The organism is Amycolatopsis sp. NPDC104863 (assembly GCF_055582965.1).
The window spans coordinates 96,715-115,575 of record NZ_JBVJOW010000003.1; the positions used below are offsets into that span (position 1 = coordinate 96,715).

The window sequence follows — 18,861 nt, forward strand, 5'->3', positions numbered from 1 at the left end:
CCGTACGCAGCGTGACGAACTACTCGCTCAACTTGAGTTCCCCGTTGCGCCGGGCGGACTCGTCGAGCTCCTTCTCGGTCGGCTTCCCCATGGAGTCCATCAGCTGGCGGGCCAGGCCGAGACCGGTTCCGCCGAGCGACAGCGCCTTGGCGAACATGTCGGACATGCCGTCGGCGCCGTTGAGCACGACCATGTGGTCGATGTTGCCGAACGCGCTCGCGCCCGCCTCGACGATCTCCGGCCAGCGCTCGGCGAGCTGCTGGGCGACGACCGCCTCCTGGTTCTCGGCCAGCGCCGCGGCGCGCGCCTTGATGGCGTCCGCCTCGGCCAGGCCCTTCGCCCGGGCCGACTCCGCTTCGGCGAGACCCTTCGCCTTCGCGGCTTCCGCGTCGGCGAGACCGCGTGCCTTGGCCGCGGCCGCCTCCGCCTCACCGGTCGCCCGGGTCGCCCCGGCCGCCGCCTCCGCACGGGCCTTCGTCGCCTGCGCTTCGGCCTCGGCCGCGGTCTTGACGCGGGTCGCGTCCGCCGCCGCCCGCAGCTCCGTCTCCTTCGCCTCGGCCTGGGCCTTCGCGATGGAAGCGTCACGGGCCGCGTCGGCCGTCGTACGCGTGTCGTACGCCTTCGCGTCGGCCGGCTTGCGGACCTGCGACTGCAGCCGCTGCTCCGCGAGCGCCGCCTCCAGCTCGGCCGCCCGCGTCTCCTGGACGACGACCTCCTGGCGCGCGGTCGCCTCGGCCAGCGGACCCGACTGGGACATCTTCGCCCGCGCCTGGTCGACCTCGGCCTGGTAGCCGGCCTGCTGGATCTGGCTCTCGCGGACCGCGGCCGCCTTCTTCGCCGCGGACATCTGCTCGACCTCGGCGGCTTCCTGGTCGCGCTGCGCCTCGGCGATGCGGGCCGACGCGGCGATCGCGGCGGCGTGCGGCTTGCCGAGGTTGAGGATGTAGCCGGACTCGTCGTCGATCTCCTGGATCTGCAGGGAGTCCACGATCAGGCCGAGCTTGATCATCTCCGTGGCCGAGGACTGGCGCACCTCGCCGGTGAGCGCGTCCCGGTTGTGGATCATCTCCTCGATGGTCAGCCCGCCCACGATCGAGCGCAGGTGCCCGGAGAACAGCTCGTGGATCGTGTCGTTCATGCCCTTCTGCTGGTCCAGGAACCGGCGGGCGGCGTTGGCGATCGACGAGAAGTCGTCGCCGACCTTGTAGATCACCACGGCCCGCACGGTGACCGGCAGCCCCTGCCGGGTCACGCACGAGACCTGCAGGTTGACGCCCCGGGTGTCCAGCGACAGCCGCCGGGCGGTCTGGAACCCCGGGATGACGTTCACGCCGCGACCGGTGATGATCTTGAAGCCCAGGCTGTCCGCGGTCTCGCTGCGCTCGACCCGGATCCCCCAGCCGGACACGATCAGCGCCTCGTTCGGCTCCGCCACCTTGTACAGGATCCGGAGCAGTCCGAAGATCACGATCACGGCCACGACGGCGATGCCGACGATCAGCAGGATGTTCATTGGCCTCCCACACCCCTCGCTCTTCTGTTGTTGGTAGCCCTTCGACGCCGCTAGCGGCTCAGTGGTTGCCACCGTTCGACATAAACCGTGCGAGGGGGCTCGAAGTCGACGACGAGCACCTGCGTGCCGGAGGTGAAGGTGGCGTCCGGGTCGACCGGGTAGGCGTAGAACGCCTCCGTGCCGCCCCGGACGTTCAGGAGCACCTCGCCGATGAGGCCCGGGCCGATCGTGCCGGTCACGCGGCCACGGCTGCCGATCATCCCCCGAAGCCCTTCAGCTTGACCTTGCTGCCCTTCTGCACGAACGTGCCCGGCTGCGGGTCCTGCTGGAAGACGAAGTCGAACCCGCCGCCGTTGCCGCGCCCGCGGCCGCCGTCGCGGTCGGCCTTCAGCCCGGCCTGCTCGAGGATCTTCTGGGCGTCGTCGAACGAGCGGAACCGGACGTCCGGCACCTGGACGGCGTTGTTCACGAAGACGCCGATCCGCTTCTCCTTGGCCTGGGAGTTGGCCGGCGGGTCGGTCCGGGTGACGGCGCCGCCCGGGACCTCCTGCTTGAACTCCTCACCCGCCTGGAACGGCTCGAAGCCGGCCTGCTGCAGCAGCTGGAACGCCTCGTCCTTGCTCCGCCCGGTGACGTCCGGGACCGGCGGCAGCGGGATCGGGCCCTTCGACACGATGATCGTGACCTGGCCGCCGATGTTCAGCTGGCTGCCCGCGGCCGGCTCGGTGCGGATCACCGCGCCCTGCGGGACGTCGGCGTCGAAGTCGTCCGTCCCGCGGACCGGCGTCAGCTGCGCGGTCTTGATCGCCTGCTCGGCGTCGGGCAGCGCGGTGCCCGGCCGGATGTCCGGCACCGCCGGGCGGCCCTTCGACAGCACGACCGACACCGTCGAGTTCGGCTGCAGCGTGGTGCCCTCGGCCGGCTCGGCGCGCAGCACCGTGTTCGACGGCACGGAGTTGTCGAACTCCTGGCTGAACTGCGGGGTCAGCTTCGCCGCCCGCAGCGCGTCACCGGCCGCGGCCTGGTTCAGCCCGACCAGCTTCGGCACCGTCGAGGTCTTGTCGCCGCCGGTGTCGGTGAGCATGAAGACGAACGCCGTGATCAGCCCGCCGAACAGCAGCACCGCGGCGGCGATCACCGCGATCCGCTTCCGGTTGTCCTTCGGCTTCTCCGGTTCGGGCTCGCTTCGGCGGCGCGGCGGCCGCACCGGCGGCACCTGCTGGGTGATCCCCGGGGCCGGGGTGGCCGGGTGGCTCAGCGCCCGCGTCGCGTTCGGGCGGTGCACCGGCATGGTCCGGTCGACGTCCGGGCGGACCGCCGGGATCCGCGTCGTCTGCTCGGTGTCGGCGACGTCGTCCCCGCGGCCGTGCGTCACCGGGATCGGCACGGTCACCGGCAGCAGGCCCAGCTGGGCGCGCACCGCGGTCAGCTCGGTCAGGAACTCCCCGGCGTCGGCGGGCCGCAGGGCGGCGTCGCGCCGGGTCGCGCGGGTGATCAGGTCGTCCAGCGCCGGCGGCAGGTCCGGGCGCAGCTCGCTCGGGCGCGGGACATCGTCGTTGACGTGCCGGTAGGCCACCGAGATCGCCGTGTCGCCGGTGTAGGGCGCGCGGCCGGTGAGCATTTCGTAGAGCAGGATCCCGGCCGAGTAGACGTCGCCGCGCGCGTCGGCCGCGCCGGTGGTGACCTGCTCGGGGGAGAGGTAGGCGACCGTGCCGAGGATGACGCTCGAGGAGGTCGTCCCGGCGCTGGCCACGGCCCGCACCAGGCCGAAGTCGGCGACCTTGACCACGCCGCCGCCGCTGTGCGGCCCGGCCCGGCCGATCAGCACGTTCTCGGGCTTGACGTCGCGGTGCACCAGCCCGGCCCGGTGCGCGGCGGCCAGCGCCGACAGCACGGGCTCGGCGACGCTCAGCGCGAGCGCGACGTCCAGCGGGCCCTGCTCGTCCAGCAGGTCGCGCAGCGTGCCGCCGTCGACGAGCTCCATCACCAGGAAGGCGAGGCCGCCCTCTTCGCCCTGGTCGTGCACCGCCACCACGTTCGGGTGGTGCAGCTGGGCGGCGGACTGCGCCTCCCGCACGAACCGGTCCACGAAGGACCGGTCGTCGGCGAAGCGCGGATCCATGATCTTGATCGCGACCGGGCGGTCCAACCGGGTGTCCGTCCCCTGGTAGACCGACGACATGCCACCGTGCGCGAGCAGCCGGTCCACCCGGTAGCGCCGCTCGAGGAGCGTGCCGGCCAGGCTGGGATGGGTGCGTGTCACGAGTAAGGATCGTACGGAACCGCACACGCGTCGTGGAGGAGACCTCGCGGGTCACCCGTGCGCACTAGCGGGTGAGGGGACGGAATGTGGCACAGTGTCACCTGTGAGTGGGATTCCTGTCGCCGAAGACATCCTCGACGCCGCTGTCGCAGTCCTCCCGTTGCCGGAGGTGGCGACGGCCCTCGGGACGTCGACCAACAAGGTCCGGCAGATGCTGCGCGACGGGCAGCTGATCGCGCTGAAGCGCGGTGGTGAACTCTGCGTGCCCGGGGCCTTCTTCGTGAAGGACGGCGTCGTCAAGGGGCTCGCCGGCACGATCACGGTGCTCGCCGACTCCGGGTTCTCCCGGACCGAGATGCTCCGCTGGCTCTTCACCGCCGACGACACCCTGCCGGGCAGCACCCCGGTCAACGCGCTGCGCACCAGCCACGGCACCGAGGTGAAGCGGCGCGCGCAGGCGATGGCCTTCTGACCGGCGGAGATACACCGCCGCGGCGCCTAATTGGATGGCCGCCGCGGCGCTGAGGCACGCCGGGAGCGACCAGGTCGCCAGCGGCCCGGCGAGAGCTGCCCCGGCCGCCAGCCCGGTGATCTTCACACTCGCGGCCGTCGTGAACACCTGGGCGCGCACGTGCGCGGGCGCCTCACGGTGCCGGATCGCGAACAACGCCGTGAGCTGCGGTCCTTCGGCGAGCCCGGCAAGCGCGGCCGCGGCGACCAGCGCGACGACGTCGTGGGCGAGCGCCGCCAGGCCGAAGCTCGCCGCGAGGACCAGCGTGCTCAGCCAGACCGTGCGATCCGGCGCCCACGGCAGCGGGTGCTTGGCGAAAACCGCGTTGGCCAGCAGGGACGCCGTCGCTAGCACGGTCAGCAGCAGCGCGCCGTCGGCCGGGCCGCGCAGGTGCGCCGCGCCCAGCAAGGGGTAACAGACGGTGACCATCCCGATACCGGTGCAGGAGAGCGTCGACGCGAGGGTCGCCCGCCGCAGCGGCGTGTTGGTGACCAGAACCGTGAAGCCGTCCTTGAGGTGTGTCCTCGCCGCGGGCTTGCTTTTCGGGAGCTTCCACGCCACCGGGACGGCCACGGCGACCAGGACGACGGCGACCTCGAGTCCGGCGTCACCGAGAAGCCCGGCGAGCCCCGGCCCGGCGAGGGCGGCGGCGGTGAAGGTCAGCGCGTCGAGCCGGCTGGCCTTCTGGATCCCGGCGCCGGCGACCCCGGGCAGCTGAGCGGTCCACCCGCCCGCGACGGCGGGGTTGAGCAGCCCGGTGACCACGGCCACGGCGACCACCGCGACGAGCGGAAGGTGCCCGAAGGTGGCGGCGACCAGGGCGATCCCACCCGCGTACCCGGCAAGGGCGGCGGCCAGCAGCCGTCCCGGCGCGGCACTGCGGTCGAGGAAGGCGCCGAAGACGGGCCCACCCACGGCGGCGGCCGCGGTCAGCCCGGCGAGCAGCGCCGACCCGGCGTGCGGACCGGCGGTCAGGCCCAGCAGGAGCAGCGCGGGCCCGGACAGCTCGTCCCCGGTCCGGGCGAGGGTGGCCCCGAGCAGGTAACGCCTTATCATGAGCAAGACGTTACAGTGGGGTATGGCCTTTCCGCACCGAGATTCCGTGCAGCGCGCCGTCGACCTGCTGGAGGTCCTGCTGGTTCCGGACCCCGACCCGGCTTCGGTGGCTCGTGTCCTACGTGCGCACGGGGAACCGTCGGTCCGGTTGTCTCTGTCTGAAGTCGCGGAACTGCGTTCGGCGGCGCTCGAGCTGCGCGAGGTGTTCGCGGCGCGCGACGCGGCTTCGGCGGCTTCGGTGTTGAACCGGTTGTTCGCGGCGTACGCGAGCCCGCCGCGGCTGACGGACCACGAAGAGGGCTACGGCTGGCACCTGCACGCGGACGCGGCGGACGACGGACCGTGGGGAGCGTGGCTGGTGACGTCCTCGGCGCTGGGGTTGGCATCGCTGCTGGCGGAGCGCCAGGACGTCCCGGGCGGGTTGTGCGCGTCGGCGTCGTGCGGGAAGCCGTTCGCGCATACGGGCGGGGGGAGTACGCGGCGGTTCTGCTCGTCGCGGTGCGCTACGCGGGAGCGTGTTGCGGCGCATCGGGCCCGGACCGGGGAGTCGCTCGAGTAGGGTCTTTCGCCCTGTATTGGTTGCGGAGCGTAACAACGGGCCGGAGGCGGGCGACCGGAGTGGGGAACGCGTCGGCAGACCACGAATCGAGCACGCATGTCCGTCCCCGTCACCCAGCCACCGGCAGCCGGCCGGAAGAAGCACCCCAAGTGGCCCTGGATCACCGCCGCGGTGGCCGCGGTGGTCCTCGTCGGGTCGATCTCGGTCGCCACCTCGCCGAAGCCGGCCTTGACCGCCGGCGCGACCTCGGCGGAAACCACGACCGCGCCCGTCCGCACGACGGATCCGGTGGCCGCGGCCGCCGAAAGCTCCGCCGCGAAAGCGAGCTGGGAGGCCGAGCAAAGCCGTTATTCGGAGGCGGCCAAAGCGTCCTCGGAAGCCGCGGTGGAATCTTCGAAGGCCGCGGCCAGTTCGTCGGCCGCGGCGGAGGCCCAGCAGAAGGCCGAGGAGGAGGCCCGGCGCAAAGCGAACCAGATCACCTACAGCGTCACCACGACCGGCTCCGGGATCTCGATGGTCACCTACCTGAAGCCGGGCTTCAACATCTCCCAGGAGACGAGCGTCCGGGGGAAGAAGTGGTCGAAGACCATCGACCCCGACGGAGACACGCTGGGCATCAACATGAACGCCCAGAACGCGGGCGGCGGCACGATCACCTGCCGGATCACCCGGGGTGACGGCAGCGTCGTCGCGGAGAACAGCAGCTCCGGCCAGTACGCCGTCGTCAGCTGCGGCTGAACGGCGTCGAGGCCGCCCCGGAACCCCGGGACGGCCTCGGCAAGACCAACCTCAGCCGTTGTTCTTGTCGCGCCAGGCGACCCACGCCTCGAGCTTGCTCAGGTCGTGGTCCGGCCCGCCGACACCCACGGTGAACGTCGTGACACCCAGGTCCAGCAGCTTCGGGCCCAGCTCGTCCGGCTCGCCCTGGACACCGCACGAGCGCTCGATCTCGGCCGGGTCGCGGCCGACGTCCGCGCAGTGCTGGTCGAGGATCTTCACCTTGCGCTCGACGACCTCCGGGTCGCCGAAGCCGTGCCAGATGTCGCCGTGCTTCGCGACGAGCTTGAGCGTCTTCTTCTCGCCGCCGCCGCCGATCAGGACCGGGATCTTGCGGGTCGGCGCCGGGTTCAGCTTGCCGAGGCGGGCCTCGATGCGCGGCAGGGACTCCGCCAGGTCGTCGAGGCGGCCGCCGGCCGTGCCGAACTCGTAGCCGTACTCGTCGTAGTCCTTCTCGAACCAGCCGGAGCCGATGCCGAGGATGAGCCGGCCGCCGGAGATGTGGTCGACCGTGCGGGCCATGTCGGCCAGCAGCTCGGGGTTGCGGTAGCTGTTGCAGGTCACCAGGGCGCCGATCTCCACCCGGGACGTCGACTCCGCCCACGCGCCGAGCATCGTCCAGCACTCGAAGTGCTTTCCGTCGGCGTCGCCGTACAGCGGGTAGAAGTGGTCCCAGTTGAAGACGATGTCCGCCCCGAGGTCCTCGGCGGCGGAAGCGGTGCGCCGGATGGCGTCGTAGTCGGCGTGCTGCGGCTGGAGCTGCAGGCCGATCCGGATGCGTCGTTCGGTCATGATCCGAGCCTACGACCGCCCCCGAAGGTCTCGCGCGCCCAGACCACGGCCAAGGGGGGTAGTGCGACCACCAGCCTGCGGGACTTCGGCACCACCGCGCGCCGCGTGAGGATGTCGTAGTCAAGCCCGACGATCTCGTCGAGAATGCCTTCGTACAGCGTCAACGCCGTCCGCACGCACGGCCGCGACTCCGGGCGCAGCAACGGAACACCCGCTTCGGCCCGCCGGTACACCGCCCGCGTCCGCGCGACGAAGTACGCCAGCGCCGCCCGGATCCGCGGGTCGGGCCGCCGCTGCTCCAGCAGCTCACGCGTGACGCCGAACGCCGCGAGCTCCGTCAACGGCAGGTACAGCCGGCCGCGGTCGAGGTCCTCGCCGACGTCACGCAGGAAGTTCGTCAGCTGGAACGCCTCGCCCAGCGCGATCGCGCCCGGCTCGGCGTCGGCCAGGGCGCCGACCGTGCCGAACACCGGCAGCATCTGCAGCCCGATCACCGCGGCCGAGCCGTACATATACTCACCGAGCTCGGCGAACGTCGTGTACTCGAGCGGCTTGAGGTCCATCCGCATCGACGTGAGGAACGCGTCGAACAGGCCACGGGCAATGCCGTAGCGACGCACCGTGTCGGCCAGCGCCACGAGCACCGGGTCGGCCGGGGTGCCGCCCTCGAACACGACGTCCACCATCGCCGCGACGCGGTCCAGCTCGGCCGCCGGGTCGCTGCCCGGGGACGGGTTGTCGACCAGCTCGTCGGCCATCCGCGCGAACCCGTAGAGCGTGTGGGCGGCCGGCCGGGCCCGCGCCGGCAGCAGCCGGGTGGCCAGGAAGAACGTGCGCCCGTGGTGGGCGTTGATGCGGCGGCACTCGGTGTAGGCGGCCCGCAGCGCGGGCCCGGTGATGCCCGCGGCGTCGAGTTCGTTCACCGGCCGGTGATCCTTTCCGCTGCCAGTCGTCCGGAGATGAGCACCGGCGGGATGCCGACGCCGGGGGTGGTGCCGCAGCCGGCGAGCACGACGTTGCCCGCCGCGCGCACCAGGTTCGCCGGCCGGAACGGGCCGGTCTGGGCAAACGTGTGCGCCAGGGAAAACGGCGTCCCGGCCGCGAGGCCGCGGGCCGCCCAGTCCGCCGGGGTGATCGTCTCGTTGACGCTGAAGTCGTCGCCGAACCCGGTCAGCCCTCGCGCTTCGAGAGTCCGAAGCAGCTCTTCGCGGTACGGCTCGCGTACGCGCTCCCAGTCGATCGGCCCGCGACGCAGGTTCGGCGCCGGCGCGAGCACCGAGACGATCTCACCGCCGCGCCCGGCCAGGCCGGGGTCGGTCGCCGTCGGCCGCGTGACCAGCAGCGACGGGTCGCTCATCAGCTTCCCCTCGCGGATGATCTCGGCGAACGTCCGCTCCCACGCGTCGCCGAAGAAGATCGTGTGGTGCCCGAGGTCCCACGCCCGCGTCGTCCGGCCGTGCAGGACCACGGCCGACGGCGAGTACCGCAGCGGCACCGGCCGCCGGGGCCGCGCGCCGATCAGCCGGTACGCCGAGCTCAGCTCGGTGGCGAGGACGACGGCGTCGCAGGCGATCCGCTCACCCGAGCGCGTCCGGACCGCGCGTACCCGCGAGTCGACCCGCTCGAGCCACGCGGCCTCGGTGCCGAACCGCACGTCCGCGCCCGCCCGCGCGGCGGCGGCGGTCAGCGCCCGGCCGATCTCGCCCATCCCGCCTTCGGGGTAGTAGACGCCGCCGACGGTGTCCATGTACGCGATGACGCCGTACGCGCCGATCGCGCGGGCCGGGTCGAGACCCGCGTAGAGCGACTGGAACGAGAAGAGCCGCCGGACGCGCTCGTCGAGCAGGTACCGGCCGACACGCGGGCCGAGCCGGCCGAACCCGCCGAGTGCGGCGAGCTTCGCCAGCTCGGGCCGGGCCAGGTCGAGCGGCGAGTCGAAGTTCGTGCCCAGGAACCGGTCCTTCTGCACGGTGTACAGCTCGGTCAGCCAGCGCCGCAGCGCCCGGTAGCCGGCGGCTTCCCGCGCGCCGGCGAAGGCGCGGATCTCGGCCTCCATCGCGTCGCCGTCGGTGTGCAGCGCCAGGGTGCTGCCGTCGGCGAAGCGGGCCCGGTACGCCGGGTCGAGCCTGGTCAGGCGCAGGTTCTTGGCCAGCGGCTCGCCGACCGCGGCGAACGCCTCCTCCAGCAGCTCCGGCATGGTGAGCACACTCGCGCCGGTGTCCACGGCGTTGCCGTCGAAGCTCTCCTGCCCGGCCCGGCCGCCGGGGACGTCCGACTGTTCCAGCAGCGTGACGCGCCGGCCCGTGCCGAGCAGGTGCAGAGTCGCCGAAAGGCCGGCCAGCCCGGCCCCGATCACGACCACGTGGTCGGTGGGCCCGTCCGTCCGCCGCACGTCAGTACGTCCGCTGGGTGGCCTTGACGACCAGCCCGGTCAGCGCCTCCGGCGCGGGCTCGGCCAGGTGCGCGCGCTCGAGCGCGGCCATCGCCGCGGTGGTCAGCTCGTCGATCCGCCGCTCGACGGCGTCGACCGCGCCGACCTGCTGCAGCGCCATCCGGACGGTTTCGACCTCTTCGTCGGAGAGGTCGGCGTCGCCGATCGCGTCCGCGATCACGGTGGCCGCGGCCTCTTCGCCCTTCTCGGCGGCGAGCTGCAGGCCGAGCGCGACGAGCAGGGTGCGCTTGCCCTCGCGCAGGTCGTCCCCGGCCGGCTTGCCGGTGACCGACGGGTCGCCGAAGACGCCCAGCAGGTCGTCACGCAGCTGGAACGCGACACCGACCTCGCCGCCGAACTCCAGCAGCGTCTCGATGAGCTCGGGAGACGCCCCGCCGAGCGCGGCGCCCAGGTGCAGCGGCCGCTGCACGGTGTAGGCGGCCGTCTTGAGCCGGTCGATCTTCAGCGCGGCCTCGGGGGAGGCGTCGCCGGTGGCCTGCGTCCGGACGTCGAGGTACTGCCCGGCGAGCACTTCGGTGCGCATCGCGCGCCAGGCCGGGCGGGCCGCGGCGAGCGTCTCGGCGGGCAGCGGCGCGTCGGCGAACATGTCGTCGGCCCAGGCCAGCGCCAGGTCGCCGACCAGCACCGCGGTGGCCAGGCCGAACGTCGCGGGGGAGCCGAGCCAGCCCTGGTCGGCGTGCAGCTTCGCGCCCGCGATGTGCACGGTCGGGAACCCGCGGCGGGAGTCGGAGGAGTCGATGAGGTCGTCGTGGATCAGCGCGCACGCCTGGATCAGCTCCAGGCTGGACACCGCCTGCAGCACCCCTTCGGCGTCCGGGCCCGCCGGGTCGCCGCCCGCGCCGCGCCAGCCCCACCAGGCGAACGTCGGGCGCAGCCGCTTGCCGCCGGTCAGCACGAACCCGCTCAGCGCGTCGATCCCGGCGGCCACGGTCGGCTCGGTCCCGACGATCCGCGCGCTCGCCCGGCCGAGGAACCCGGCCAGCGCGCGCTCGACGTGGGCGGGCAGCTCGGCGTCGGAAACGGGCGTGTCCATGCCCGTAATACTCGCCGAACCCGCGCCCGGCCGGGCCGCCGGGGCTCCCGGATGTGGCGAATCAGACTCTGGCCGGAGCCGCCCAGAACGGCCCGCTCAAGCCCGCCTCGGCGAAGTACTCCACCGCGCCATCGGGCTCGCGACGCCGGTAGCCGCGCTCGAGCCGGCCCGCGTACCAGCCGCGCGCGAGCCGCCAGAGCGTGCCGAGGTCCATCACGTACCCCTTGTCCTGCCCGGTCCGCGCCAGCCACTCGTCCACACAGGACTCGCCGCAGAACAGCCGCTGGTGCCCGCAGGTGTGCAGCACGTCGTCCCACATCCGCGCGGCGGGCACCAGGAAGTGCGCCACCTGCGCGCCTGCCGGCGGCGCGGCCCGGTTCACGACCAGCGCGTGCGGCTCCTCGCAGCCGGGGCACCGGGTCGCGACGAGCACCTCCGGTTCGGCCTCGACCAGGTGCGGGATCGCGAAGGAGTCCCACGCGCAGCCGCCCCACCACAGCGTGCGCGAACCCATCACGGAGAAGCCCAGCGACTTCGCGGCGAAGGGATGCGCCAGCACGACGTGCTCACAGTCGTCGAGCACCAGGTGGTGGGCGTCGGCGAGGCGGTGCAACGCCTGCTTCGCGACGGCCAGCGACCCGCCCGCGGCGTCGGCCAGCTCCGGCGCGGTCGGCGCGCGGCCCCGATCGGCGAAAGCGTGGTAAACGGCGAGGCGCACGTCCTCGTCCCAGCTGGCGTCGTCGTCTCTCATCGCGCTCTCCCCAGGGTGAGAGCACAGTCTAGTCTCCCGCCCGCCGGGCACGGCCCCTTAACATTCGGGTATGACATCGGTGATCGAGCGGTTGCGCGGCGACGGGCCGAAGTTCTCCATCGAGTTCTTCCCGCCCCGGGACACGGCGGACGAAGCCGTCCTGTGGAAGGCGATCCGCGAGCTCGAACCGTACGACCCGGCCTACATGTCGATCACCTACGGCGCCGGCGGCTCCAGCCGCGACGGCACGATCCGCAGCATCGCCCGCGTCGCGACCGAGACCACGCTGGTGCCGATGGCGCACCTGACCGCGGTCAACCACTCCGTCGCCGAGCTGCGCAACGTGATCGGCTGGTACGCCTCGGTCGGCGTCCGCAACATCCTCGCGCTGCGCGGCGACCCGCCGGGCGACGTCTATGGCGAGTGGATCCCGCACCCCGAAGGCCTCAACTACGCCGAAGAGCTGGTCCAGCTCGTCCGCGAGCTGGGCGACTTCTGCGTCGGCGTCTCGGCGTCCACCTACGGCCACCCCCGCTCGGCCGACCTCGAAACGGACACGAAGTACCTGGTCCGCAAGCTGCGCGCGGGCGCGGACTTCGCCATCGCGCAGCTGTTCCACGACGCCGAGGACTTCCTCCGGCTGCGCGACCGCGTCGCCGCGACCGGCTGCGACGTCCCGGTGCTGCCCGGCGTCATGCCGCTGACCACCCTGCGGACCCTGCAGACGACGATCAAGCTGTCCGGCGCGCCGGCCCCGGCGAAGCTGCTCGACCGGCTCGAGCCGCTCGCCGACGACCCCAAGGCGTTCCGCGCCGCGGGCATCGACGTGATCACCGAGCTGTGCGAGAAGCTGATCGCCGAGGGCGTGCCGAACCTGCACTTCTACACGTTCAACCGATCCAAGGCCACGCGCGAGGTGATCGCCCGCCTCGGACTGGTCCCGGCCCGCACTTAAGTCCGTACCACCGGCCGGTAGTGGACCGGTAGCGTGCGCCACATGGCTTCTACTGCTACCGAGGGCGTAAACGGCATCTGCGACCGCTACGTCGAGGACTACGCGGCCGCGGACCCGGTCGCGGCGACGTCCCACGGCATCATCGGGCACGACCACCGGCTGACCGACTACTCGGCGGACGGGTTCGGCGAGCGCGCGACACTGGCCTCGCGGGCGCTCTCCGCCGTGACCGCCGCGCAGCCGCGGGACGCCGCCGAGCGGGCCGCGAAAGCCGTCTTCACCGAGCGGGTCGGCCTGGAGCTGGAGATCCACGAAGCCGGCCTCGACGTGGCGAGCCTGAACGTCATCTCCAGCCCGGTGCAGGAGCTGCGGATGGCGTTCGACCTGATGCCGCTCGACACCGAGCAGGACTGGTCGGTCGTCGCCGCCCGGATCGGCGAGGTGCCGCAGGCGCTGGCGGGCGTCCGCACCGGCCTGCTGGCGGGAGCCGACGCGGGGCGCGTCGCGGCGCTGCGTCAGGTCGCGAAGGTGGCGGAGCAGTGCGAGACGTGGGCGGGCCTGCAGGAGGAGAAGGGCTACTTCAGCGAGCTCATCGGCGGAGCGGCTTCGCAGGGTGAAGCGCTGAAGGCCGATCTCGCCCAGGGCGCGCGGGCCGCCGAGGAGGCGTTCGCGGAGTTCGCCGGGTTCCTCCGCGCGGAGCTGGCCCCGAAGGCCCCGGTCAAGGACGCCGTCGGCGAGGACGTCTACCGCCTGTGGTCGCGGTACTTCGTCGGTGCCGCGCTGGACCTGCGGGAAGCCTACGAATGGGGCTGGGCGGAGTTCGCCCGCATCGAGACCGAAATGCGCGCGGTCGCCAACCGCGTCAAGCCGGGCGCGACCCCGGCGGAGGCCGCGGCCCACCTCGACGCCGACCCGCGGTACCGCATCCAGGGCCGCGCCGAGTTCGAGGCCTGGATGCAGCGCCTCTCCGACGACGCGCTGAAGTCGTTGCGCGGCAAGCACTTCGAGATCTCCGACCGGGTGATGGCGCTGGAGTGCCTGATCGCCCCGCCGGGTGGCGGCGTCGGCGCGTACTACACCGGGCCGAGTGAGGACTTCACCCGTCCGGGCCGCATGTGGTGGTCCCTGCCGGCCGGGCGCGAGGAGTTCGTCACCTGGCGCGAAACGAGCACGGTCTACCACGAGGGCGCCCCGGGCCACCACCTCCAGATCGCGACGGCGGTCGACCAGTCGGAGGTGCTGAACAAGTACCAGCGCCTGATGGCGTTCACCTCGGGCCACGCGGAGGGCTGGGCGCTGTACTCGGAGCGCCTGATGGAGGAGCTGGGCTACCTCTCCGACGACGGCGACCTGCTGGGCATGCTGTCGGAGCAGCTCTTCCGCGCCGCGCGCGTGGTCGTCGACCTGGGGATGCACCTGGAGCTGGAGATCCCGTCGGGCACCGGCTTCCACGAGGGTTCGCGGTGGACGCCCGAGCTGGGCCTGGAGTTCATGCTGACGAGGACGATCACGGACCCGGCCCACGTCCGCGACGAGATCGACCGCTACCTCGGCTGGCCGGGCCAGGCCCCGGCGTACAAGATCGGCGAACGCCTCTGGCTGGCGGCGCGCGCGGAGGCCCAGGGCCGGGCCAGCGGCGCGTTCGACATCAAGCGGTTCCACACGGAGGCGCTGAAGATGGGCGGTATGGGGCTCGACACGCTGCGAGAGCAGCTGGCCCACCTGGACTGAGACGGGCGGACGCGGCCACCGGAAAACCGGTGGCCGCGTTTCGCTGTCGCCACTACGTTCGCCCTCGTGCGCCGAATCCTGTTCGTCACCCCACCGCCCCGCGCCTGAGCGGGGTGGTCCTCCGCCGCGTGGCCTGAGTGCCCGCGGCTTTTTCGGTGTGCCCGCCGCCCCACGTCGTCGACTTCCGTTTTCCTTCGACGCAGGAGCGTTCTTCCGATGTCTCTCGCCCTACCCGTGCGCGCCCGTTCGTCGGCCGCGCTCGTCCTCGCCGGTGTCCTGTGGGGCACCGGCGGCCTCGCCGGCTCGCTGCTCGGCCGGCTCGCCGACCTCCACCCACTCGCCGTCGCCGCCTACCGGCTGCTCGTCGGCGGCGCGGTCGGGACGCTGTTCGTCCTCCTCAACGGCGGCGCCGTGCCGCGCAGCCGGGAAGCGGTCATCCGGCTGCTCGCCGTGGGTGGCCTGTTCGCCTTGTTCCAGGCGAGCTACTTCGCCGCCGTCGAGCTCAGTTCGGTCAGCCTCGCGACGATGACGACGATCGGCGCCGCGCCGGTCATCGTCACCCTCGCCGGCGCCCGGAAACCCCGCGGCTGGACGCTGGTCTCGGTGGCCGGCACCCTTGCCGGGCTGGTGCTGCTGCGCTGGTCGCCCGACGAACCCGCCCACCTCGTCGGCGGTCTTGTGTTCGCCCTCCTCGCGGCGGCCGGGTTCGCGGTGTTGACGATGCTCACCGCGAAGCCGGTCGAAGGCCTGGAACCGTTGCCCACGACGGCGTTCGGCTGCCTCGTCGGCGGTGTGCTGCTGACCCCGCTCGCGAGCTGGTCCGGCATGGCGCTGCCGCTGCACGCGGATGTCCTCGTGGTGGCCTGCTACCTCGGCGCCGTCCCGACCGCGCTCGCCTACGCCGCGTACCTGCGCGGCCTGGCGGACGCGCACCCGGTGCTGGGCGCGCTGTCGGCGGTCCTCGAACCGCTGACGGCGGCGGTGCTCTCCGCGGCGCTGTTCGGGGAACGGCTGGGCGTCACGGCGTGGTGCGGCGCGGCCGTGCTGGTCGCGGCGCTGGCCGTCGGCTACTGGCGGCCCGAACCGCGGTGAACCCCGGCGCTGCCCCTCGGCGCCGCTCTCAGCGTGGCTCGAGGGGCAGCGCCCGCCCGAGGATCGCGAACGGCCGTGGGTCGCCGGCGAAGTGGTAGTCGCGCAGGACGTCGACGAAGCCCGTGCGGCGGTAGAGCTTCCACGCCCGGCTGGTGCCTTCCGGCGTCGAAAGCAGCACGTTCGCGCTCGGCACGCCGTCGAGGAGGGCGCGCAGCAGGTCCTCGCCGATCTGGTGGCCCTGGTTCTCGGGCCGGACGTGGATCTCGGTCAGCTCGAAGTAGTCCGCCAGCCAGCGCTCGGCCTCTTCGGGCCCGGAGCGGCGGCTGAGCCCGTGCCGCACCTGCTCGTGCCACCACTGCCCGGCGCGGCCGCGGTAGCCGTAGGCGACCCCGAGCAGGACGTCGTCGGCGTCGAGGGCGGCCATGCAGCGCCAGCCCTCACGCAGCGCGTGGGTGAGCCACATCGGCGCACGCTGCTCGGCGGTGCCCGCGGGGTACCGCATCGCCCGGACGTAGATGGCGAGCGCCTCGGGCAGGCGCGCGCGGAACTCGTCCGCGGAGAGCTGGACGTAGCGGGAGCAGCCGGCGGGCATCGCGGTCACGGGTGCCCATCTTCCTCCGCGCCGGAGAGCGCGCCCGGGGTGCCCCCGGTCAAGGCCACCAGCCCGGCGAAGGTGGTGGGGAAGACGGTCTTGGGGTGCCCGGCCGCGGCCCACACGACGTCGTGGGCGCGCAGCGCGGTGTCGACGAGCGTGGGCAAGGGTGCCGGGTGCCCGACCGGGGCGACCCCGCCGATCGGCTGCCCGGTGACCGCGCGCACGAAGTCGGCGTCGGCCTTGCCGGTTTCGGCCCCGGCCAGCCGGGCGAGCGTGGCCGGATCCGCCCGGTGCGCGCCCGAGGTCAGCGCGAGGAGCGCTTTTTTGTCGGACCCCAGGCGGAAGATGAGGCTGTTGGCGATGGCCCCGACCGGCACGCCGAGCGCTTCGGCCGCCTGCGCAGCGGTCCGCACCTCGGCGGGCAGGACCCGGATGCCCTCGGCGGCGGCCTGCTGCCCGGCTTCGGCGAGCGCGGCCGCCACCTTGGCGACGGCGGGGTGGTCCAGCGAACTCATGAGCCTATGAGATCACGCCACCGACCTGGTGTCCCGCACCACGTCCGGGGATTCCACCCGTGGGGTTGAGCGGACGCCGGGTCGGGGGTTACTCTGGAAATCGTTCGAACAGGCGTTCGACATTCGGTGAGCGCGCACCGGTCAGGCGTCCGCCGCCGGGACGGGGGAAGCGTCTCGGCGGCGGGCCCGGATCGGGCTCACCCCGCGCAGGAGGAGGGTCGTCATGTCCGTCAAGGTCGTGTCCCCCACGGATCCCGGGCAGCCTCAGCTGCCCCTGTCCCCGCACCCGGCCACGGTGCCGGCGGTCACCCGCCGCCACTCGACGGAGCCTGCTCAGGCGCAGCTGCCCCTGTCAGCCCCGGCGCTGGCGACCCCACCCCAGACCCGGCGGCGCTTGTCGGCCCCGGTGGTGGACTCGCCGCGGCCGCCGTTGCCTGCGCTGCCCGCGCGGTCGTGTTCGACGGCGGTGCAGCCAGGCCGCCGACGCCCGGCGGCTTCGGCGGTGGAGGCTGATCAGCCGCAGTTGCCTTTGTCACCGCGCTCGACAGCCCCGACCTCGGACCCCGCCCAGCTTCAGCTGCCTCAACCGCCGCGCCCGGCAGCGGTCCGCGAGCACCCCGCGGATCCGACCTCGGACCCCGCACGGCAGCCCTCGGCTGCCGATGAGCCCCGCCGGCAGCCGACGACTCCGGCTGTGGCCCAGCCGCTGCTGCCTGTGCCGTCGCGTTCGGCCGCGGTCTCGGCGGCCACCGGCGAGCCCCATCAGCAGCCGTCGGCGGCGGTGGACTCGGCGCAGGCCCAGTTGCCTCTTTCGCCGCGCCCGGCGGTCGCGGCGACTGCCCCGGTGGTGGACCAGCCGCCGCTTCCCGTGCCGTCGCGCTCGGCAGCCCCGACCGCGGGCCCTGCCCAGTCGCAGCTGCCTGCGCCGCCGCGCCCGGCCGCAGTCCGCGAGCACCTCGCAGCCCCGACCGCGGACCCCGCCCAGTCGCAGCTGCCTCTGCCGCCGCGCCCGGCAGCGGTCCGCGAGCACCCCGCGCAGCCGCCCGCCGATCCCACGCAGTCCCAGCTCCCCATGTCCCTCCGCCCTCCCGCCCCGCCCGTGGCCGCCGGTCTGCTCGGTCAAGCGCGTCGGATCCTGGCCGAGGCCGAGCGGGAAACCGACCCCGCCGAACAGTTCATCGGCGCGTACCTCGCCGCCCTGCGCGGCGCCGCCGCCGTGCTGGCCGCGCGGGGGCGGCCGCACCGGGGGCGGGCGCGGCCGGCCAGCACCTGGGTGCTGCTCGACTCCGTTGCGCCCGAGCTGCGGGAATGGTCCGCCTTCTTCGCGGGCAACTCGGCCGCGCGCGCCGCCGCGCAGGCCGGGATCACCGGGAAGGTCACCGCCGAGTCGGCCGCGCAGCTGGTGCGTGCCGCCACGCCGTTCCTCGAGCTCGTGCGCCGGCTCGTGCACGGCCTGCCGATCACCGGGGAAGCCCATGTCGCGTGAGCACGGCCCGGTCGACCAGGGGCGGCTGCTCACCGCGTTGGGGATCGAAGGCCGGGTGCTGGTCGAAGCCGTCGACGCGGCCCCGGCCGAGGCGCCGGTGCCGGCCTGCCCCGGCTGGACGCTCGGCGAGATCCCCCGGCACGTCGGCAGCCTTTACCGGATGGTCCGCCGCCGGCTCGTCGAGGGCCGCGTCCCGGAAGAGTGGCAGCGCGACCCCGAACCCGGCCAGGGCCTGGCCGAATACCTCGAGACGGGCCTCACCGAGCTGCTCGACGAGCTCGCCGCCCACGACCCCGAAGAGCCCGCCGACACGTGGTGGCCCGCCGACCCGACGTTCGGGTTCTGGCGGCGCCGGATGCTCCACGAGACGCTGGTCCACCGCGTCGACGTCGAGCAAGCGGCGGGCACGCCGGAGCGCGGCATCGACGAAGACCTCGCGGTCGACGGCATCGACGAAGCGCTCACCCTGTGGTTCGGCCAGAAACTGCCGATGCTCGGGCTCACCGGCACCAAGGCGGGCTCGGTCGGCGTCCGGACCGGCGCCCACAGCTGGATCGCGCGAGCGGGCCCGGAAGTGACGGAGGCCTGGCGCTGTTCGGCCGAGGAGGCCGAGGCCGCGGACGACGTCGTCACGGCCGAACCCGGGCGGCTCTACCTGTGGCTCTGGGGCCGGGCGTCCCTGACCTCTGTGACCGTGCGAGGAGTGCACGACCAGGCGGCCCAGCTCTGGGCGCTGCTGCGGCTCGCAACCCGATGAACCCGGCCGGTGGGGAAGCCGAA

The 18,861-nt window shown here is 73.2% G+C and carries 19 protein-coding genes; 9 read left to right on the forward strand and 10 right to left on the reverse strand.

Going from position 1 to position 18,861, the window contains the following annotated elements:
- Positions 1 to 19: 19 nt before the first annotated feature.
- From ACZ63J_RS17145 to pknB, 3 genes are read right to left on the reverse strand one after another with little or no spacing between them, the layout of a single operon-like run.
- Positions 20 to 1,513: an SPFH domain-containing protein gene (locus ACZ63J_RS17145; protein ID WP_465342270.1), complete on the reverse strand. Its 1,494-nt coding sequence runs from the start codon at positions 1,511 to 1,513 to the stop codon at positions 20 to 22.
- A 50-nt stretch (positions 1,514 to 1,563) separates the two neighbouring features.
- Complete coding sequence (locus tag ACZ63J_RS17150) at positions 1,564 to 1,773, reverse strand: hypothetical protein (protein ID WP_465307931.1); 210 nt, start codon at positions 1,771 to 1,773, stop codon at positions 1,564 to 1,566.
- Positions 1,770 to 3,776 (reverse strand): Stk1 family PASTA domain-containing Ser/Thr kinase, encoded by a 2,007-nt coding sequence (gene pknB / locus ACZ63J_RS17155; RefSeq protein WP_465404905.1) that lies wholly within the window; start codon positions 3,774 to 3,776, stop codon positions 1,770 to 1,772. The genes ACZ63J_RS17150 and pknB overlap by 4 nt, the downstream gene beginning before the upstream one ends.
- Positions 3,777 to 3,879: 103 nt before the next feature.
- Between pknB and ACZ63J_RS17160 the strand changes: the two genes are divergently transcribed.
- The 4 genes from ACZ63J_RS17160 to ACZ63J_RS17175 all read left to right on the forward strand — a co-directional run bounded on the left by ACZ63J_RS17160 (position 3,880) and on the right by ACZ63J_RS17175 (position 6,640).
- Positions 3,880 to 4,248, forward strand: a complete 369-nt coding sequence (locus ACZ63J_RS17160) for an Rv2175c family DNA-binding protein (RefSeq protein ID WP_465307927.1) — start codon at positions 3,880 to 3,882, stop codon at positions 4,246 to 4,248.
- Between the two features lie 460 nt (positions 4,249 to 4,708).
- Entirely contained in the window at positions 4,709 to 5,005 is a 297-nt protein-coding gene (locus ACZ63J_RS17165) for a hypothetical protein (protein ID WP_465404904.1), read from the forward strand.
- Positions 5,006 to 5,365: 360 nt separating this feature from the next.
- Complete coding sequence (locus ACZ63J_RS17170; protein ID WP_465405037.1) at positions 5,366 to 5,902, forward strand: CGNR zinc finger domain-containing protein; 537 nt, start codon at positions 5,366 to 5,368, stop codon at positions 5,900 to 5,902.
- Positions 5,903 to 5,998: 96 nt separating this feature from the next.
- A complete protein-coding gene (locus ACZ63J_RS17175) occupies positions 5,999 to 6,640 on the forward strand; it encodes an MmpS family transport accessory protein (protein ID WP_465404902.1) in 642 nt (213 codons plus the stop codon).
- Positions 6,641 to 6,691: 51 nt separating this feature from the next.
- On the opposite strand, the gene ACZ63J_RS17180 is transcribed toward ACZ63J_RS17175, so the two are convergent.
- From ACZ63J_RS17180 to merB, 5 genes are all read right to left on the reverse strand, one after another.
- A complete protein-coding gene (locus tag ACZ63J_RS17180; protein ID WP_465404900.1) occupies positions 6,692 to 7,471 on the reverse strand; it encodes an LLM class F420-dependent oxidoreductase in 780 nt (259 codons plus the stop codon).
- Positions 7,468 to 8,394 (reverse strand): phytoene/squalene synthase family protein, encoded by a 927-nt coding sequence (locus ACZ63J_RS17185; RefSeq protein WP_465404898.1) that lies wholly within the window; start codon positions 8,392 to 8,394, stop codon positions 7,468 to 7,470. The genes ACZ63J_RS17180 and ACZ63J_RS17185 overlap by 4 nt, the downstream gene beginning before the upstream one ends.
- Positions 8,391 to 9,863, reverse strand: coding sequence for a phytoene desaturase family protein (gene crtI / locus ACZ63J_RS17190; protein ID WP_465404896.1), 1,473 nt, complete (start codon positions 9,861 to 9,863; stop codon positions 8,391 to 8,393). Before crtI ends, ACZ63J_RS17185 begins: the two co-directional genes overlap by 4 nt.
- Before the next feature lies 1 nt (position 9,864).
- A complete protein-coding gene (locus ACZ63J_RS17195; RefSeq protein WP_465404894.1) occupies positions 9,865 to 10,956 on the reverse strand; it encodes a polyprenyl synthetase family protein in 1,092 nt (363 codons plus the stop codon).
- A 61-nt stretch (positions 10,957 to 11,017) separates the two neighbouring features.
- Positions 11,018 to 11,707 carry an organomercurial lyase gene (merB, locus tag ACZ63J_RS17200; RefSeq protein ID WP_465404890.1) on the reverse strand — a complete coding sequence of 230 codons (690 nt, stop codon included), beginning with the start codon at positions 11,705 to 11,707 and terminating at the stop codon, positions 11,018 to 11,020.
- Positions 11,708 to 11,777: 70 nt separating this feature from the next.
- On the opposite strand from merB, the gene ACZ63J_RS17205 reads away from it, so the two are divergent.
- From ACZ63J_RS17205 to ACZ63J_RS17215, 3 genes are all read left to right on the forward strand, one after another.
- Positions 11,778 to 12,662 carry a methylenetetrahydrofolate reductase gene (locus ACZ63J_RS17205; RefSeq protein WP_465307909.1) on the forward strand — a complete coding sequence of 295 codons (885 nt, stop codon included), beginning with the start codon at positions 11,778 to 11,780 and terminating at the stop codon, positions 12,660 to 12,662.
- A 42-nt stretch (positions 12,663 to 12,704) separates the two neighbouring features.
- A complete protein-coding gene (locus ACZ63J_RS17210) occupies positions 12,705 to 14,393 on the forward strand; it encodes a DUF885 domain-containing protein (RefSeq protein WP_465404888.1) in 1,689 nt (562 codons plus the stop codon).
- Between the two features lie 216 nt (positions 14,394 to 14,609).
- On the forward strand, positions 14,610 to 15,485 hold the full coding sequence (locus tag ACZ63J_RS17215; protein WP_465404886.1) for a DMT family transporter: 876 nt from the start codon (positions 14,610 to 14,612) through the stop codon (positions 15,483 to 15,485).
- Between the two features lie 28 nt (positions 15,486 to 15,513).
- On the opposite strand, the gene ACZ63J_RS17220 is transcribed toward ACZ63J_RS17215, so the two are convergent.
- The gene (locus ACZ63J_RS17220) at positions 15,514 to 16,086 is read right to left on the reverse strand and encodes a GNAT family N-acetyltransferase (protein WP_465404884.1); all 573 of its coding nucleotides are present in this window, start codon (positions 16,084 to 16,086) and stop codon (positions 15,514 to 15,516) included.
- Positions 16,083 to 16,595, reverse strand: coding sequence for a YbaK/EbsC family protein (locus ACZ63J_RS17225; RefSeq protein WP_465404882.1), 513 nt, complete (start codon positions 16,593 to 16,595; stop codon positions 16,083 to 16,085). The genes ACZ63J_RS17220 and ACZ63J_RS17225 overlap by 4 nt, the downstream gene beginning before the upstream one ends.
- Before the next feature lie 1,072 nt (positions 16,596 to 17,667).
- Here ACZ63J_RS17225 and ACZ63J_RS17230 point away from each other — a divergent pair.
- Together ACZ63J_RS17230 and ACZ63J_RS17235 are read left to right on the forward strand one after the other, a co-directional pair.
- Positions 17,668 to 18,081, forward strand: a complete 414-nt coding sequence (locus ACZ63J_RS17230; RefSeq protein ID WP_465404880.1) for an SAV_6107 family HEPN domain-containing protein — start codon at positions 17,668 to 17,670, stop codon at positions 18,079 to 18,081.
- On the forward strand, positions 18,071 to 18,838 hold the full coding sequence (locus ACZ63J_RS17235; protein ID WP_465404878.1) for a maleylpyruvate isomerase family mycothiol-dependent enzyme: 768 nt from the start codon (positions 18,071 to 18,073) through the stop codon (positions 18,836 to 18,838). Before ACZ63J_RS17230 ends, ACZ63J_RS17235 begins: the two co-directional genes overlap by 11 nt.
- Positions 18,839 to 18,861: the final 23 nt, after the last annotated feature.